The organism is Acidimicrobiales bacterium (assembly GCA_035533095.1).
Lineage (GTDB): Bacteria > Actinomycetota > Acidimicrobiia > Acidimicrobiales > Palsa-688 > DATLUM01.
Map to the genome: position 1 here is coordinate 58,637 of DATLUM010000138.1, position 16,303 is coordinate 74,939.

The following is a 16,303-nucleotide window of genomic DNA, read 5'->3' on the forward strand; positions in this document are numbered from 1 at the left end:
ACCTGCATACGGCTACTTACCCGTTTCAGAGTCGGCGGCCGTGTGGTCGCTGGAACTCACGCCGACCTGCTCTTCATCTCGGTCGGGCTTGTCCGGGGCGTGAGGCACCAGGACTATCACGTGGTCACCCGGGCGTAGAACCGTGTCGGCATTGACGACGCGGGTTCGGTGGCGGTGCCGCACCGCCACAGGTGTGGTCTCAGCAGGCCAGTCGATGTCCTGAAGGCGGCGCTCGGCTCCGGGCATGGTCGCGGAGAGGGCGACCTCCAAGATCTCGTAGCCGGGGAGGGGTGAAGGCGGCACCCGTGCGGAGGCGGCGGGATCGGGGGTCGCCCACTCTGCTGCGACGTTGCCTTGGGAAGCATCGCGCGGGTAGCTGAGAAGCCGGTTCGACATCGCCTGTATCACGTCGTGACTCGTGATCCACCCGACGATCCTGTTGCGGTCCTCCGACAGGACGGGCAGCCCGTCAGGTCCGTACAGCACGAGCTGGCGCAAGGCGTGCTCGAGGGTCTCGTCCGGGAAGAGTGCCTGGGGGCTGCGCCGCTCGATCAAATGCCCCAGGTCGGCAGCCCAGTCCTCGCTCACGGCGCCGTTCTTCAAATCGACTTGACGCCGTTCCTCGGCGGCGACGGCTATACCGGGGATATCGCCTCCCGGGATGGGTTTCATCGTTTCGGAGACCGTCAGTGTCTGAAGCAGGCTGGCGGGGCGAGGCCGTTCGATGTCGGTCCCTCGCCGGAGCAGCTTCGTCGTGTAGATGGTCCCGTGGCTGAGCCGCTTGGACAGGCCCGCCGAGATCCCCGCTGCGAGCATCACCGGCAGGGTGAGGCTGAAGTTTCCGGTCATCTCGACCACGCTGGCCATCGCGGTGAGCGGTGCCTGGGCGGCGCTCGCGAACACCGCGCCCATCGCGATGACCCCATAGATGGCCGGTGATCCCACCCCGGTACCGAACAGATGCCGTGCGATCTCACCGAACGCCGTACCTGCCATCGCCCCGGTGAACAGAGATGGGGCGAACACGCCGCCCGAACCCCCGATGCCGATGGTCAGGCTGGCGGCGACCATCTTCGCGACCGTGAGAACGACCAGGAGCCACAACACGACGTGGCCGCTGATCGCCAGGTCCATGACCGGGTAGCCCACCCCGTACATCTGCGGGAGTGCGAGCAACAACGCGCCCAGGACGACCCCACCGACGGCAGGCCGAGCCCATTCGGGCCGGCCGTGCCAAGCCTTGTCGCAGAAGTCTTCGATCTTGTACAGCACGGTCTTGAAGCCCACGCCGAGCAATCCTGCGATCAAACCCAGCAGGGCGACGAGGAGGAAGTTGTAGTCACCGACCAGATTCAGGTCGTGGGGGATCTCGGTGAAGAACGGGGCGGAGCCGAAGAAGGCCCGGCTGATCAGATCGGCGCCGGCGGCCGACAGGATCGCGGCGAACACCGCGTCGATCGACAACTCTCTCAGGATCAGCTCGAGGCCGAAGAACACGCCGGTGATCGGTGCGTTGAACGTCGCAGCGATACCGCCGGCGGCACCGCATGCGACCAGGACGCGCAGCCGGGTCTCGGACATGCGCACCACTTGGCCGAGGCTCGACGCCAGCGCGGAGCCGATCTGCACGATCGGTCCCTCCCGGCCGACCGACCCGCCGACACCGATGCACAGGGCGGAGGCCAGCGCCTTGACCACGGTGACCTGGGGACGGATGCGCCCTCCGTCCTCGGCCACGGCGATCATCACTTCCGGCACACCGTGGCCTCGGGCCTCCCGCGCGAAGCGTTGGATCAAAGGCCCGTAGATCAGCCCGCCCAGGACCGGCACGACCAGCAGGAATCCCGTGCCCAGCCAGGGCAGGTGCAGGCTGCCGACCCTTCCCTGCTGGCCGAACTGCTGGTGACCGGTGGCCAACCAGGTGAACTCGAAGATGAGCCACCGGAAGCCTACGGCCCCCAGCCCGGCGCCCGCCCCCACAGCGAGAGCCATCACGATCATCCCTGTGCGCGACGCCCGTAACCAGGCCGAGAGACGAGCTAGCGGCCCATCCGCAAGGTCTTGTCCAGGCTGTCTTCCGGACTGATTTCCTGACTGATGGCCAGGAGCAAATCCTCCGTCACCGTTGGATGAGCTGGATGTCGAGCGTCCGGGGCCGCGGTCCTCTCGAATCGCTCTCAACCTCTCCTCCTCGGCGCTCACCAGAGCCGGTGCCAGGGTGCGTACAAGTAAGCATGCTACCAGACTGTCGTACTAGTACACAAAGCTGGTCGAGTGGCGGGCCGAGTCTTCGTCGCCAGCCTCGCCGTGCTGCGCTACGGGTGCGATGGAGCGGCCGGCGCACCGTCCAGCTCGAACATCAACTCGTCCGGGTAGCACCACCACCAGTCCTCGCCCGGCTCGTACGAGCGGATCAGCGGGTGGTCGGGGTGTTCGTGCCAGTGAGCCGTGGCGTGGCGGTTCGGGGAGTTGTCGCAGCACCCGACGTGCCCGCAGCGCATGCACAGGCGCAGGTGCACCCAACTCCCGCCGATCCGGAGGCAGTCCTCGCAGCCATCGCTCGAGGGGTTGACCTCCTGCGCGGTGTCGAGGTGGCTGCAAGTCTGAGGCATCGCACTCCCTCCGGGCCAAGGACCGACCCGGTGATACCACACACCGCTCCTGTACACGGCAACACGCCGGGCGAGGCACCCCACGTGTGCTTCGAACGCCTGGCGCTAGGGTGCATCCCGGTGGTGGCCCAAGAGACTCCTCGACCATGACCGAGCCGCCGATCCATCCCGACCTTGGGCCTCTCGCCGGCCTACTCGGAACCTGGTTGGGCTCGGGCCGCGGCGACTACCCGACGATCGAGCCGTTCGAATATCACGAGACGGTCACCTTCACCCACGCCGGCAAGCCTTTCCTTATATATACGCAGCGCACGGCGGACGCCCGCGACGGCAAGCTCCTCCACGGCGAGACCGGCTACTTCCGTCCGGTGGGGAAGGCCCGGGTCGAGATCGTGATCGCGCAGCCGAGCGGCATAGTCGAGGTGTTGGAAGGCCATTTCGACGGGACGACCATGAAGGTGCGGTCCACGCATGTCGGGCGCACTTCCACGGCCAAGGAAGTGACCGAAGTCGAGCGCGACATCACCTTCGCCGGCGACACGCTTCGCTACGAGCTCCGGATGGCGGCCGTCGGGCAGCCGCTGCTGTACCACCTGTCGGCGACCCTGCAACGCTCTGAAGCGCCGGCGGGCCATGGTTCGGCGGCCGTCGCCTAGGCTCGGCGGTGCCAATTAGCCGACCTGACGGGGGTTTTCGCTGTTGAAGAACACGGTTGATCTTCCAGGCGGGAGGCGCGCGAGCTACCAGGTCGTGGGCAACGGGCGACCGACGTTGATGTTCCCCGGCGGCCCCGGCTTCGCTGCCGATTACATGCTCCCGGACGCGGAGATGTTCGCGGACGTGCTGCAGAGCTACTTGATCGACCCGCACGGATCGGGCGAGTCGACGCCTCCGCTGGACCCGGTCGAGTACACGCCGGAAGGTCATGCCGCCTTTTACGAGGAGGTGCGCCAAGCGCTCGGGTTGCAGGACGTGATTGTGTTCGGCCACTCCTTCGGGGCGATCACCGGGCTTGCTTACTGCGGGATGTACCCGGGGGCGGTGAGCCGTCTTGTTTGCGTAGCGGGGAGCGCGGCGAGCGGTGAGGCCACCGGCGCGGGACCCGGCTCGGGCATCGAGCAGCAGTGGGAGAGCGCGCTGAGCCGCCACAGCGACGCCGAGTGGTACCAAGAGGCCCGGTCGATCCTCGACAGCTGGACCGAGCGCGTGCTGGCGACCAACAACCCCGCCGAAGTCGAACAGATGATGGTCACCGTCCTTCCGCTCTACACCGCCCACCCGGAGAAGCCGGAGGTGGCACAGGCGCTGCGGGCGATGGACGAGTATCTGACCGCCGACCTCGCGTGCATGAAGGCGTGGGAGAGCGGCGTGTACCAGAGCTTCGACCTCCGCACCCTGGTGCAGCGGATCCAGTGCCCCACGCTCGTGGTCGCCGGCGAGCTCGATTTCATCTGCGGGCCGCCGAGCGCAGAGCTCATCGCCGAGACGATCGACGACTGTCAGAAGGTCGTCATCCCCGACTGCGGGCACATCCCCGTCTGCGAGGCGCCGGCTGTCTACCGCGAAGCGGTCGAGAAGTTTCTGAAGGCCGGCGCCTAAAACGGTTCGCGCCAGCGCGACGACCGCGGCTCAGCAGCGCTCGGTCAGTGCCGCTAGGACGGATCCGCGCGTGCCTCACGGCACATGTCAGGAAGCTTTGTGAGGATGTCGCGTGCCTCGGCCGCGTCGCGATCGCGCGCGACGCAGAACACACTGCGCCCAGCGGTGTCGAGATGGATACTCGCTAGACGGAGCCGTCGTTGAAGCGGACCCTCGGTCCAACGCATGCTCTGTACCTTCGCCAGCGGGACCCGGTCGGTGACGTGCCGCAGTCGCCCGCTCGTCGTGATGACGTAGCGCGGGTTGGCAGCGAAGGAGAGATTGCGGAACCGCAGCGGTGCCTTCCAGCGCGCCCGCTTCGGAGGCGGGACCGGGTTCGCAGGCACGCCCGGCATCACGAGGTTCACGAGCCAGTCGGCTTCCTCGCGCGTTCCGACAGGGATGAGTGCCTTGCCGGCTCGGCGCGCCGCTCGGTTCTGGCGGCCTGACACGTTGCGGCCGGCGACGTCGGCTTCGACGCGGACCCAGCCGAAGGGTCGCCACAGGACGGGCTGGATCGTGCGTAGCGCCTGGATGCGTCCCCACGGGATGGTCTCCGCGCTGGTCTGAATCAGGCCGGTGCGGACGTGCAGTCCGTCACGTCCGGTTCCGAGGCTCAGGCGGTACTCGCCGTTGAAGCGGGTCCACATGGCGGCGAGAAAGGCGAGGATGGTGCTCGTCGATCCGGCGAAGGCGCCACTGGCGGCGGAGGGTGCCGCGACAGCGACGCAGACGAGTACCACCACGATGACATACACGTACAGCGCAGCGCTGCTGGTGAGGATCGAGCCGACGAGGCGCGCAGGGTCGACCGTGAAGAGAGGGGTGAAGTCGATCGCGGCTGTGGGCTGCGGCGCCGGTGCGGCCGCCTCGACGGCAGACGTACGCCTCCGCAACAACTCGGCCCTCACGGCCTCGGCGTACGGCGCTGGCATGTAGGCGAGACGGCCGGTCGAGCGGCTCCCCGACGCCATGCGGATCCGCAGCTCGGCCAGGCCGAACATGCGCGCCAGGCCGGGGCTCACGATGTCGATCGCCTGGATCTGGGAGAACGGGAAGCGCAGCGACTGCCGGCGCAGCAGGCCGGTCTCGATCTGCAGCGCGCCGTTGGCGAGGCGCCACCGCGTCACCAGCCACGACACGACGCCCATCATTAGGAAGAAGACGACGATCCCGATGCGGATGAACTCCGATGTGCGGTTGGTCGAGTTGACGCCGCCGAGGACGGCCAGCGCGACGACTACGAGTGCCGGACCGGCGCGCGCGACAGGGGACGCGGGGTGGAGTCTTTGCCACTGGCCGGTGAGAGCGGGTGGAGGAGTCGTCCACGGCTGGGCGGCCGGCGGGTTGTACAGCGGTGGTGGGTACCCGCCGGGCGGTTGCGACTGCGGGGCTGGCTGCCGCGGCGGTGGTGGGGGAGGCGGTACCGGCTGGTAGTCGCTCACAGTCCCGCCAAATGACTTTCGCCGAGACTGGCCAGCTGGTCCCTCAACCGGGCTGCATCATTCGCATCCAGGCCCGGGATCCTCGCGTCGCTTGCTGCCGCGGCGGTGTGAAGCCGGACCGTCGCCAGACCGAAGATCCGCTCGAGCGGTCCGGCTGTGACGTCCACGAACTGCATCCGCCCGTAGGGGACCACGGACATGCGCCGGAACATCAGGCCCCGGCTGACGATCAGGTCTTCGGCGCGCTCGGTGTAGGCCCAGGCGCGCACCCGCCGGCCGAGCATCCAGTCCATCACCAGTCCTGCCACCACGAGGACGCCGGCGACCACCGCGGCCGCCACCGCCGATCCCGACACGGCGCTCGGGACGGCCGTGACCAGGATCAGCGGGACGAATATCGCCGCCACTTCCAGGCGGCGCAGGCTCCGCAGCTTCGGAGAGGGGTGCCCCCAGCTGAGGCCTGCCTCGAACGACTCGGTAGGGCTTGCCACGTACACATCCTTGCATCGCCGGGCGTCGCGACGCGGGCAAGGATCGGCACGCTCCTTGAGGGCTAGATCGACTGAGGGCTAATAGCGTCCGCCGGCGGTTCGCGTCCGGTGCCGAGCAAAGAAGTAGACGACCGCCAAGACGATCAAGAAGAACAACAACGGGTGCACCGTGACACCGAGGGCGATCGCGATCGCGGTGATCAATAAGGCGATGAGGATGTCGATGATCACGCCGAACCTCCTATTCAATGGCTGGCCCGAACCCTTCCCGTTGGACCATCGCCAGAAACTGTCGTGCCACGACTGAACTCTGAACGACCCTGTGAACAGTGCCGAAGGGGACATACCCGAAGCACCTTCTTGGCTTGGGGCTCCTGCAAGCCCACCGACGAAGCTCTGTACCTGTCGCGCACGCCGGGGGTAGAAGCAGCGGGTGACTGCTCTCGGACAGGTGAGTCTCCACCTCGATCTCACCGAGGTGGTGGGCGGACCCGCCCGCCGGACGGTCGTGTTGCTCCTTGCAGGGGTGCTGGGGCTCCAAGCGGCGGACATCGGAGCCGTCGGGGCGCTCGCCGAGCCGTTGGAGAAGGCGTTTCACATCGGGAACACCGATCTGGGGCTGCTGGTCACGGTCACCACGCTCGTGGGAGCCGTCGTGACTCTGCCGTTCGGGAAGTTGAGCGACCGCCGCAGCCGAACCCTCCAATTGCCGATCGTCGTCTCGATCTGGGCGGTAGCCACCGTGCTGAGTGCGGTGTCGACCTCGTTTGCGATGCTCCTTCTTTCGCGTCTTGCCCTGGGCGGAGTGGTCGCCGCCGCGGGGCCTGCCATAGCGTCTCTCGTAGGCGATCTCTTCCCCGGCGACGAGCGGGCGAGACTCTACGGCTACATCCTGACCGGCGAGCTGATCGGCGCCGGCATCGGGATCCTGCTCGCCGGCGCTCTGTCGGATCTGTTCGGCTGGCGGGCCGCCATTGGGGTGCTGGCGATTCCTGCGTGTTTCCTCGCGTGGGCGTTGCGCCGATACCTGCCCGAGCCGGCGCGCGGTGGCCAGGCGCATCTGCAGGTGGGCGACGACCACATCGTCACGGAAGACGAAGCGCAAGCGGGCGATCCCGCAGCGGCGGCCGTCTCGCCCGAACGCGAGGGGTCGGCAGCCGGCGAGGGAGAGGCCCAGTTCGGGCTCGATGAGCCGTCCGCGGTCGAGCAACAGGCCCTGGACGCGGGAGCCGAGCCCTACCCCGACACCGTGGTCGACGGCACCGAGGAGATGAACCTGTGGGATGCCGTCGTCTACGTGCTCAGGGTGCGGACCAATGTCGCGCTCATCGTGGCCTCGGGACTCGGGTACTTCTTCTTCGCGGGTCTCGAGACGTTCGCTGAGTTGTACTTCCGGGCGCGCTTCGGGGTCAGCCAGTCGTTGGCGGCGTTGCTGTTCATCCTGGTTGCAGCCGGGGCGCTGGTCGGCGTCGTGGTCAGCGGCCGCCTTGCCGACCAGCTCATACACAAGGGGCGAACGACCGCACGGCTCGGGGTGGCCAGTGTCGCGTACATCGCGAGCACGGTGCTGTTCATTCCCGGGGCGCTGCTGACGAGCCTCGCTCTTTGTATCCCCGTCTTCTTGATAGCTGCAGTGGCGCTCGGTGCGGTGAACGCGCCTGCCGACGCCGCCCGCCTCGACGTGCTTCCCTCCCATCTGTGGGGACGCGCCGAGGCGGTTCGCACGGTCTTCCGCCAGCTTCTGCAGGGATTCGCCCCCGTGGTGTTCGGGGTCGTGTCAGCCGCGTTCGGGACGGCGGGAGGGGGCTTCGCTGCCGGCATCAACACGACCTCGGCACACGGATCGCTGACAATGGCCCACGGCCTCGAGGTCGCGTTCATCCTCCTGTCGATCCCGCTGGCGGCGGCCGGCGCGATCCTCTGGTTCAGCCAGTCCCGGTACCTGAGGGACGTCGTGGCCGCGCGGCGCTCCGATGAGAACCGTGCCGCCGCCGCTGAAGTTGCGCGATGAGCACTCGATCCAGCGCTACCGTGACCGCCGCATGCCCGCCACCCACAGCGCCGGCATGAAGGCACGAGCTCTCGCGCTCCTAGCCACCGCACTCCCCTGGCGGCCTGCGGGGGACCGAGTCGGCAGGCGTCCGCCCACCGCGCCTTTGGCGTCAGCCGTTGGCGCGAAGCTTGAAGTCGGCGCCGGCGGGGTCGGTGACGAGTGCCAGCACGCCGTAGGGAGTGTTGTCCGGCCCCTGCTTCACCGAGCCTCCCAAAGACTTGACGCTCTCGACGGCAGCAGCTGCATCGTCGACGTGCCAGTAGATGGCCCAGTGTTCACCGCCCGGTTGGAGCCAGTGGCTGGAGTCCATGATGCCGCCGCAGTCCTCGTCCGAGCCGCGAGCGCGGAAGGTGAAGTAGCGGAAATCGTCGGTATCGGAGACGGGATCGATGTCGTAGCCGAACAGGTCGCGGTAGAAGGCGACAGCTGTGGGATGGTCACGGGTGTGCAGCTCGAACCAGCTCGGAGCGCCATGCTCCCCGATCACCGTGAAGCCGCCGAAGGTGCCCGGCTGCCACAGGCCGAACACGGCACCGGTCGGGTCGGACAGCACTGCCTGCACGCCGAGGTCCGCGACTGGCATCGCGCCGCCGCGCACGGTCGCCCCGGACGCTTCGGCCCTCTTGAGGGTGTCGTCGATGTCGTCGGTGCAGAAGTACGGCTTCCAGGCGTTGTCGGCGGTCATCTCGCCCATGGACCCCATGCCGCCGGCGGTCGGGGCGCCGTCGCGGTCGAACATCCAGTACCCGCCGAACTCGGGCGACGGCTCGAGTGCTTGCCAGCCGAAGAGATCGCTGTAGAAACGCCGGCTGCCCTCTACGTCTGTCGTCCATAGGTCGGCCCAGCAGGGTGCTCCGACGGGTGCCGAAAGTCGGTTGGTCATCTTCGCTCCTCCTTCACGAGCTTGTTCGCCATTGGAGACGGCGCCGGCGAATCAAGGTCATCGGTACCGGAACAATCTGACCGTTCCGTTGACAGCTACCCGCTGGGGTCAGACGGTGGGCACCGGGATCAGCCGAGTGCTCCGGAGGGGGAGGGGACCGGGCCGGAACAGGTGAAACCCCTGGGCGCACCCGACCCCGAGCTCTCGGAGTGTGTGGAGCTCCTCTGAGCACTCGACACCCTCGGCAACAATCTGTGCCCCCGTCTCCCGCGCGAACGCGACGAGCGACGCCGCCAGTGCCCTCCGACCGTTATCGATGTGGATGTCATGGGTCAGGCTCACGCCCAGCTTTGTGATGTCCGGCTTCACCCGGAGCGGGTCATCAACCTGCACAGCGATCTCGAGTTGGTCGCGGCCATGCAGGGGAGGCTTGGCATCGAGTTGGCGCGAGAGCACCGGCCGGCGCTGATACTGCTGGATCTGCACCTCCCTGACATCGGCGGAGAGGAGGTTCTGCAGGAGCTACGCCGGGATCCAGCGACGGCGGGCGTGACGATCATCGTCCTGAGCGCCGACGCCACGCCCGGTCAGGTCGACCGGCTGCTCGCCGGCGGTGCCAGTGCCTACCTGACGAAGCCCATCGACGTCCTGACTCTCATCCAGGTGTTGGGGGAGAGCCTGCGCATGGAGGGTTCTGACACGGCCGAACGGGCATCATCGTCCAGCTAGCTGTTGCGGGCGCGCCGAACGCCGGCCAGGTTCGGTTGAGGCAGAATCCTGTCATGGAAACACCGTTCACGCGGTTGGTCGGCTGCCGGGTGCCCATCCAGCAGGCTGGGATGGGGGCGACATCTTCGGTCGAGTTGGCGGCGGCGGTGGCCGGCGCCGGTGCCCTGGGAATGCTGGGCACGGCCGGCCTTCCGCCCGAGTCCGTTGTCCCCGCGCTCGACCTCCTGGCCGCCAGGACGGACGGGGTGTTCGGCGCCAACTTCCCCGGGCCTTTCCTCGACCGAGACGCCGTGTCGGCGGCCGCGTCGCGGGCCAGGGTCGTCGAGTTCTTCTACGGAGATCCCGACGCTGAGCTCGTCCACATGGTCCACGACGCGGGGGCTCTTGCGAGTTGGCAGGTTGGATCGGTGGATGAGGCGCGGGCCGCCGCGGGTGCCGGTTGTGACTTGGTGGTGGCCCAGGGTACGGAGGCCGGCGGCCACGTCCGCGGCCGGGTCGCGCTCCTGCCCCTGCTGGACGCCGTCCTCGACGCGGTCGACGTCCCGGTGGTGGCGGCGGGTGGCATCGGGTCGGCCCGGTCGTTGGCAGCCGTGCTGGCCGCGGGGGCTGCAGGCGCTCGCCTCGGCACTCTCTTCCTGGCGGCGAGCGAGGCGGACGTCCATCCCACTTACCGCGACGCTCTCATCGCCGCCGGTCCGGAAGATACCGAGCTGACCACCACCTTCTCAACTTGGTGGGACGCACCGCACCGGGTACTGCGCGACTGCATAACCGAAGCCCTGGCCGGCCAGGACGAGGTGGTGGGGGAGGTGGGATTGGCCGGCGGCCGGCGCCTTGCGATCCCACGTCTTTGTGTCCTGCATCCGGTGCAAGCAACGACAGGGCGAATCGAGGCCATGGCTCTCTACGCCGGCCAGTCGGTGGGCTATGTCCGTCAAGTCCGACCCGCAGCGGACATCGTGGCTGAGCTCGCCGCCGGCGCCGAGGAGCTCCTCGGCCAGCGCCTGCCGCAGTAGCTAACCGCTGGGTTCCTTCGGGAGCCCGAGGATGCGCTCCCCGATGATGTTCTTCTGAACCTGGGTGGTGCCGCCGGCGATGCGGCCTCCAGGCGCGGCGAGGAGACCTTGCGCTGCGGGAGTATCGAGCATGGAGGTCGCGCCGGCGGCGTCAACCCGTGCGACGGCGGCGTCGAACATCAACTCGGTCACGCCCAGCTTGGAAAGAGAAGATGCCAGTGAAGCCACCGGGCCTTGGCGGTTGCCGAGCGCGGCGAGCGCTTCGCCGCGGGCGAGCAGGGCCGTCACTCGGTCGCGGGCGACTGCGCTACCGTTGCTGCCCGCGCCGGCCAGGTCGGCGGTCATCCGGTCGAGACGCCGGCGCAGAGAGATGGATGCGCTGCCGATGTGGCCCCGCTCATTCGTCAGAGTCGCCATTGCCACCGACCAACCTTCGTGCTCGGGGCCGAGCAGGCAGTCGACGGGTACCCGGACCTCGTCGAGGAAGACCTCGTCGAATTCGGAGCCGCCGGTCATCTGGCGCAGCGGGCGCACCTCGATGCCAGGCAGCTCCATGTCTACCAGGAAGAAAGAGATGCCCTTGTGGCGGTGTGGCCCGGCGTGGTCCTCGAGGGGTCCCGTGCGGGCGAGGCAGATCCCCCGGTCGGCGACACGACCGTTCGAGCACCACACCTTCTGCCCCGATACGACGTAATGGTCGCCGTCGCGGGTGGCGCGAGTGGTGAGCGAGGCCAGGTCGCTTCCCGCGTTCGGCTCGCTGAACAGCTGGCACCACACCGCTTCACCCGAGGCAATCGACGGGAGGAGTGCCGCCTGCTGGGCGGACGTGCCGAAGCGCAAGAGTGATCCAGCGGCCAGAACGTGGCCGACCATGTTGAGAAACGGCGGTGCCTCCGCCCGTGCGCACGCGAGTATCCAAGCCGCGGTGTGTTCTGGTGTCAGGCCCCGCCCGCCGAAGCCAACGGGCCAGTGGATCCCTGCGAAGCCGGCTGAGTGGAGGCGCGCCTGCCACTGTTTGGCCTCGTCGACGCGGGCGGGGGGAACGATGGCGCCCCAGTCGTAGGGAACCCGGCCAGCCTGATGCTCGCTTGCCAGGAAGGCGGCCGCACGCGATGCGAACTCGGCGAGACCATCGGAGTCAGTCGTTGTCAGGTCCACGCGCGCTTCATCACGACAGGTGAGGGCAGACGGCTCAATATTCGTACCTGCGCGCCGCGTTTAGGGATGAGGGTGACGTGGCGGATCTTGGCGGCTTCGCCGGCGGCCGTCGTCGGCTCCAACTCCACACGCGTCAGCAGTTCGCGCAGCACCACTCTCATCTCGGTGGCGGCGAACGCCGCGCCGAGGCAGCGCCGGTTCCCGCCTCCGAAGGGCAGCCAGACGGCCGGGTCCGGCGGCTTGCCGACGAAGCGCTGCGGGTCGAAACGCTCGGGGTCCTCGTAGTTCGCCGCGGACTTGTGGACCAGGAGGATGGCGGGATCGACGAGCACGCCGGTGCGCAGCTGGTGCCCGGCGAACTCTGCCGGCCGGGTGACCCTGCGGCTGATGTCGGGCACGACCGGGCGTACCCGAAGGGTCTCGGTCACGACCGCGTCGAGGTAGGTGTCGTCCCCGTCACACGCCGCCGTTTGCGCCTTGGCGAGGACCTCGGGGTGGCGCACCAGCCGCTCGACCGCCCAGGCGAGTCCGGTCGCTGTGGTTTCGTGACCGGCGAGCAGCAGGGTGACCAACTGGTCGCGCAGTTCGGTGGGGGACAGGTGGTCGCCGTCTTCCTCTCGGGCTCGCACGAGGGTCGCCAGGACGTCGGACCGGTCCTCGAGGTCCGGGTCCGTCCGGCAGCGATCTATCTCCGCGTACAGGGCGGCGTTGGCGCGCGCCTCGATCGGCTTGAACCGTTTCCACGGCCACATCTCCTGCAGCCGGGGAAACGCGAACTGCATCATCGCCAGCAGGTTGAGGTCGACCAGTGGCGGCAGGGCCTCGCGGAGCTCCGCGAGGTGCGTTTCGTCGTCCGCCCCGATCACCGCCCGCAGGATCACCTCGAGGGTGATCACCTGGAACAGAGGTCGCGTCGCGAACTCCACGCCCACCGGCCAGCTCTCGATCTCGCGTGCCGCGATCTGGGCCATCATCGGTGCCAGCGCGTCAACGGACCTGCCGTGGAAGGCGGGGTTCATCAGCCTCCGCTGGCGGCGATGCGTGTCGCCGTCGGTGACGAGCACCGATGCGGATCCGAGCAGCGGCGCGAGGATGGTGCCGTTGGCCTCGCCGGCGCGGAACGTCTCGTGGTCGCCGCGGAACAGCTCCTTGATGTCGCCCGGGTCGCTCAGGTAGACGAGCGTCCCGAGCTTCCTGCCCAGGCGGAGCGTGAAGGTGGTCCCGTAACGGCGGGCGCAGCGGGCGAGGAACTCCTCGGGTCTCCACAGCAGGAGAAGCCCGAGCAACCATCCCGGGATGCGAGGCCCCGGTGGCATGGACCGTGCCACACATGGATCATAGGAAGTCCTCCACGGATCACCGGCATAACAGCCAGTATGTCTTCATGTGATAGGGACAATGGCGGGAGGCTCTGCATTTTCGGGCAAGGTCTGCTCTTGCTCTTACTGGCTGTCAGCTGTGGGTCGTCCAGTCAGCCTTGGGAGGCCTCCATGATCATTCTCGGCGTAGTCCTTCTAGTCATCGGGTTCCTCACGGGACTCGCCCGTCTGGTCGATCGGAATGATCCTCCTCGTGATTGGGCTGGTCTTCCGGCCCCTCGGGACACTGGGCCACGCGGTGGGAGACCGACGGCACTACTTCTAACCTGTGCCGTTGGTCCATCGGAGGGCCCGGGGCCGCTTGTACGGTCTGTGAGGTGAGCGCTGAAAGGTTCGCAGTGGGAGTCGATGCCTGGTTGGCCGGTCGGGGCCGGGTCCGTGACGTAGTGCGCCAGGAGTTGGTCCGCTGCCAACTCGCTGCGCACCTGCCGGACGGCGGAGGTCCGCTGCGGGTGCTCGACGCCGGCTGTGGCCAAGGGACGCAGGCCGTCGCCTTGGGCCGCCTGGGTCACGAGGTCGTCGGGCTGGACGTCTCGAACCAGCTCTTGGACGAGGCGCAACGAGCAGCGGCCCAGGAGCCTCCTGAGGTTCGTCGGCGTCTGCAGTTCGTATCGGGTGACCTGCTCGCCCTCGGGGCCGAACACGCGGGGGTCTACGACGTGGTGTGCTGCCACGGAGTCGTCATGTACCTGCCTGCACTGGAGGAGGCCGTGGCGGCGTTGTGCCAGGCCGCGCGCCCGGGAGGGCTGCTGTCGATTCTCACCCGGAACCGGGCCGGCATTGCTCTTCGAGCGGGCATGACCGGCGACTGGTCTGGCGCGTCGGGGGCGTTCGACGCCCGCTGGTACGACAACCGGCTCGGCATCGAAGGGGCCCGGGCGGACGACCCTGCCGAGGTCCAGGCAGTGCTGGCAGGGCAGGGCGCCACGATCGATGCCTGGTACGGGGTGCGGCTGTTCACCGATCACTGGGACGGCGAGCGGCCGGGTGACGACCTCGACCGGATCCTCGCCGTCGAGGCGGAGGCCGGGCGGCGTGACCCCTACCGGGCGGTGTGCGCGCTCACCCATACGATTGCCCGGCGATGAGCGGCCCGTTTCGCACCGAACGGCTGGTGTTGCGCCGCTGGCGGCCGGCCGACCTGGAGCCGTTCGCCGCCCTCAACGCCGACCCGGAGGTGATGAAGCACTTCCCCTCCACGCTCGACTGGCCGGCCAGTGACGCCCTAGCAGCAGCCGCCGACGCGCGTTCGAGTCTGCACCACGTCGCTAGGCGCTTCACGGCTAGTCCTTTTCAGGGGCGAGGAGTATGGGGCGGGCGGCGTGAGCGACCAAGGCATGCGAGACGCTGCCGAGCAGGGCGGTGCGCAGCGCTCCCTGCCCGCGCTGACCGCAGACGATCAGGGACACGTCGAGGCGCGCCGCCGTTTCGATGATGGTATGTGGAATGCTCTGCCCCGCTCGCTCGACGATGGGGGTGAGGTCGTATCCGTGGTCGCGGCCCAGTTTGGCTCCCTCCTCGGCAACCCTCTCGGCGTAGGACCGCTCTTGGTCGTCTATCTCCTCTTCGTCGCTAAGCACGGCGGGGGCGAAGGTGCCCGCGACTGCGAGGCGGAGGGAGGCGGGTTGCCATACGGTCAGCACGAATCCGTCGGATGGTCGTGCCATGAGCTCTCCGGCAGACCTGAGGGCGCCCCGTGAACCCTTGGAACCGTCGTAACAGAACAGAAAAGGGCCGGGCATCGGGTCTCCGATCGTCTGGGTCTCAGTCTCGGACAGATGAGAAGGCTAAGCCTCTGGACAGGTCGACCGACTCGATTTCGGTCCGACCATCGCGCGTAGTCCAGATGGTTATTCGGAGCTGTCGCGAGCGCCCTGCTTGCGCCGACTCACCAAGCCAGCCTCCTCGAGCACAACCAGATGTTTGGAGATTGCTTGTCGGGAGAAGGGCACGTGGTCGGCCAACCAGCTAGCGCTGGCCTCACCGTTGCCCACCAGGAGGTCGGCACCCGACGACGAGAGGGATCGGCGATGGCCGACCACAACCCGTCATCTTGTGCCGTCATCTCTAATGGCGCCCAGCTAGAACGCTGGTGAGGCGATCCAGGTACTCAGGGCACTTCATGTGGGTGGTCGCGATCATCGTGATGGCTCTCGGGCTCGACTTCACCGTTGCCAACAGTCGACGGGACCGGATCGACGTAGTGCCTGGTTAGCGCCGGGCGAGACGGCGTCCGCTTTCGGTGCTGGGCGGGGTGTAGTTCATCTCGAAGTGGTGATAGAGGGTTGACTCGTCCGCCTGCGATAGCTCTTCGCCGTGCATCTCGATGTTCGGGGCAGACTGAACCTGTTCCCTGGTGACGGCCACCTGCAGGTCGTCAGGACCGATCTGAATTTCGCCCAATGGTACGAAGGTCAGGTGACGGCCGATGAAGCCTTCTTTGACCGTGCCGAACTGGGGCTCATCGGTCTCGACGTCAACGTAGACGTCTTGCAGTTTGCCGATCTTCTCGCCGTTTCGATCTAGGAGCATCTTGCCGTGCCAGTCGGCGACACTCCATCTGGCCTGATCACCTTCCTCGGTCATGTCAGCCTCCTCGTGTTTCGGACTCAGCCTACCGACGTCCACTCTCGGACTTGAGCCCGCCGCAGCGTCGGCCAGTCGTGACCCAAGCCCGCACGGTCCGGCCCCATCTCCTCCGTCGAGCATGGCCTGGTGCTACGCGGCTGGGCAGCTCAGCTCGGGGCCATCCACACGCCGGGGTCAGAGCTGGATCGGTTCTTGGGTCTCGATCAGATCGGTCAGCCCGAACACCTGCAAGATTCGGGCGGCCAGCCTCGATGGCGAGCGGAAGGTCAGGCTGTTCCCTTGGCGCTCCAACAGTTGTTGTCCGGTGGCC

16 protein-coding genes are annotated in these 16,303 nt (G+C 67.7%); 6 read left to right on the forward strand and 10 right to left on the reverse strand.

Features of this window, described 5'->3' with window-relative positions; translation table 11 throughout:
- Window positions 1-12: 12 nt before the first annotated feature.
- The gene (locus tag VNF71_16385) at window positions 13-1,992 is read right to left on the reverse strand and encodes a chloride channel protein (GenBank protein ID HVA76134.1); all 1,980 of its coding nucleotides are present in this window, start codon (window positions 1,990-1,992) and stop codon (window positions 13-15) included.
- Window positions 1,993-2,315: 323 nt separating this feature from the next.
- Window positions 2,316-2,612, reverse strand: a complete 297-nt coding sequence (locus VNF71_16390; protein HVA76135.1) for a UBP-type zinc finger domain-containing protein — start codon at window positions 2,610-2,612, stop codon at window positions 2,316-2,318.
- 146 nt (window positions 2,613-2,758) lie between these two features.
- On the opposite strand from VNF71_16390, the gene VNF71_16395 reads away from it, so the two are divergent.
- Window positions 2,759-3,268, forward strand: coding sequence for an FABP family protein (locus tag VNF71_16395; protein ID HVA76136.1), 510 nt, complete (start codon window positions 2,759-2,761; stop codon window positions 3,266-3,268).
- 43 nt (window positions 3,269-3,311) lie between these two features.
- A complete protein-coding gene (locus VNF71_16400; GenBank protein HVA76137.1) occupies window positions 3,312-4,211 on the forward strand; it encodes an alpha/beta hydrolase in 900 nt (299 codons plus the stop codon).
- 53 nt (window positions 4,212-4,264) lie between these two features.
- Here VNF71_16400 and VNF71_16405 read toward each other — a convergent pair whose 3' ends face one another.
- The 3 genes from VNF71_16405 to VNF71_16415 all read right to left on the reverse strand — a co-directional run bounded on the left by VNF71_16405 (window position 4,265) and on the right by VNF71_16415 (window position 6,417).
- Window positions 4,265-5,695 (reverse strand): PH domain-containing protein, encoded by a 1,431-nt coding sequence (locus VNF71_16405; protein ID HVA76138.1) that lies wholly within the window; start codon window positions 5,693-5,695, stop codon window positions 4,265-4,267.
- Window positions 5,692-6,186, reverse strand: coding sequence for a PH domain-containing protein (locus VNF71_16410; protein ID HVA76139.1), 495 nt, complete (start codon window positions 6,184-6,186; stop codon window positions 5,692-5,694). The genes VNF71_16405 and VNF71_16410 overlap by 4 nt, the downstream gene beginning before the upstream one ends.
- A 78-nt stretch (window positions 6,187-6,264) precedes the next feature.
- Window positions 6,265-6,417, reverse strand: a complete 153-nt coding sequence (locus VNF71_16415; protein ID HVA76140.1) for a hypothetical protein — start codon at window positions 6,415-6,417, stop codon at window positions 6,265-6,267.
- 202 nt (window positions 6,418-6,619) lie between these two features.
- Between VNF71_16415 and VNF71_16420 the strand changes: the two genes are divergently transcribed.
- Window positions 6,620-8,197 carry an MFS transporter gene (locus VNF71_16420; protein ID HVA76141.1) on the forward strand — a complete coding sequence of 526 codons (1,578 nt, stop codon included), beginning with the start codon at window positions 6,620-6,622 and terminating at the stop codon, window positions 8,195-8,197.
- A 151-nt stretch (window positions 8,198-8,348) separates the two neighbouring features.
- On the opposite strand, the gene VNF71_16425 is transcribed toward VNF71_16420, so the two are convergent.
- Window positions 8,349-9,122, reverse strand: a complete 774-nt coding sequence (locus tag VNF71_16425; protein HVA76142.1) for a VOC family protein — start codon at window positions 9,120-9,122, stop codon at window positions 8,349-8,351.
- A 327-nt stretch (window positions 9,123-9,449) separates the two neighbouring features.
- Here VNF71_16425 and VNF71_16430 point away from each other — a divergent pair, with 327 nt between their 5' ends.
- Entirely contained in the window at window positions 9,450-9,851 is a 402-nt protein-coding gene (locus tag VNF71_16430; protein ID HVA76143.1) for a response regulator, read from the forward strand.
- A 53-nt stretch (window positions 9,852-9,904) separates the two neighbouring features.
- Complete coding sequence (locus VNF71_16435) at window positions 9,905-10,867, forward strand: nitronate monooxygenase (GenBank protein ID HVA76144.1); 963 nt, start codon at window positions 9,905-9,907, stop codon at window positions 10,865-10,867.
- On the opposite strand, the gene VNF71_16440 is transcribed toward VNF71_16435, so the two are convergent.
- Window positions 10,868-12,025 (reverse strand): acyl-CoA dehydrogenase family protein, encoded by a 1,158-nt coding sequence (locus VNF71_16440; GenBank protein ID HVA76145.1) that lies wholly within the window; start codon window positions 12,023-12,025, stop codon window positions 10,868-10,870.
- Entirely contained in the window at window positions 12,016-13,353 is a 1,338-nt protein-coding gene (locus tag VNF71_16445) for a cytochrome P450 (protein HVA76146.1), read from the reverse strand. The genes VNF71_16440 and VNF71_16445 overlap by 10 nt, the downstream gene beginning before the upstream one ends.
- A 368-nt stretch (window positions 13,354-13,721) precedes the next feature.
- On the opposite strand from VNF71_16445, the gene VNF71_16450 reads away from it, so the two are divergent.
- On the forward strand, window positions 13,722-14,492 hold the full coding sequence (locus VNF71_16450; GenBank protein HVA76147.1) for a methyltransferase domain-containing protein: 771 nt from the start codon (window positions 13,722-13,724) through the stop codon (window positions 14,490-14,492).
- Window positions 14,493-14,687: 195 nt separating this feature from the next.
- On the opposite strand, the gene VNF71_16455 is transcribed toward VNF71_16450, so the two are convergent.
- The gene (locus VNF71_16455) at window positions 14,688-15,146 is read right to left on the reverse strand and encodes a universal stress protein (GenBank protein ID HVA76148.1); all 459 of its coding nucleotides are present in this window, start codon (window positions 15,144-15,146) and stop codon (window positions 14,688-14,690) included.
- A 469-nt stretch (window positions 15,147-15,615) separates the two neighbouring features.
- A complete protein-coding gene (locus tag VNF71_16460; protein HVA76149.1) occupies window positions 15,616-15,990 on the reverse strand; it encodes a PRC-barrel domain-containing protein in 375 nt (124 codons plus the stop codon).
- Between the last annotated feature and the right edge of the window lie 313 nt (window positions 15,991-16,303).

Excerpts from the sequence above, each read along its gene's own strand:
- VNF71_16385 (HVA76134.1), bottom strand. The coding sequence starts at position 1,992 with ATGGCTCTCGCTGTGGGGGCGGGCGCCGGGCTGGGGGCCGTAGGCTTC.
- VNF71_16460 (HVA76149.1), bottom strand. The coding sequence starts at position 15,990 with ATGACCGAGGAAGGTGATCAGGCCAGATGGAGTGTCGCCGACTGGCAC.
- VNF71_16455 (HVA76148.1), bottom strand. The coding sequence starts at position 15,146 with ATGCCCGGCCCTTTTCTGTTCTGTTACGACGGTTCCAAGGGTTCACGG.
- VNF71_16430 (HVA76143.1), top strand. The coding sequence starts at position 9,450 with ATGGGTCAGGCTCACGCCCAGCTTTGTGATGTCCGGCTTCACCCGGAG.
- VNF71_16425 (HVA76142.1), bottom strand. The coding sequence starts at position 9,122 with ATGACCAACCGACTTTCGGCACCCGTCGGAGCACCCTGCTGGGCCGAC.
- VNF71_16390 (HVA76135.1), bottom strand. The coding sequence starts at position 2,612 with ATGCCTCAGACTTGCAGCCACCTCGACACCGCGCAGGAGGTCAACCCC.
- VNF71_16435 (HVA76144.1), top strand. The coding sequence starts at position 9,905 with ATGGAAACACCGTTCACGCGGTTGGTCGGCTGCCGGGTGCCCATCCAG.
- VNF71_16395 (HVA76136.1), top strand. The coding sequence starts at position 2,759 with ATGACCGAGCCGCCGATCCATCCCGACCTTGGGCCTCTCGCCGGCCTA.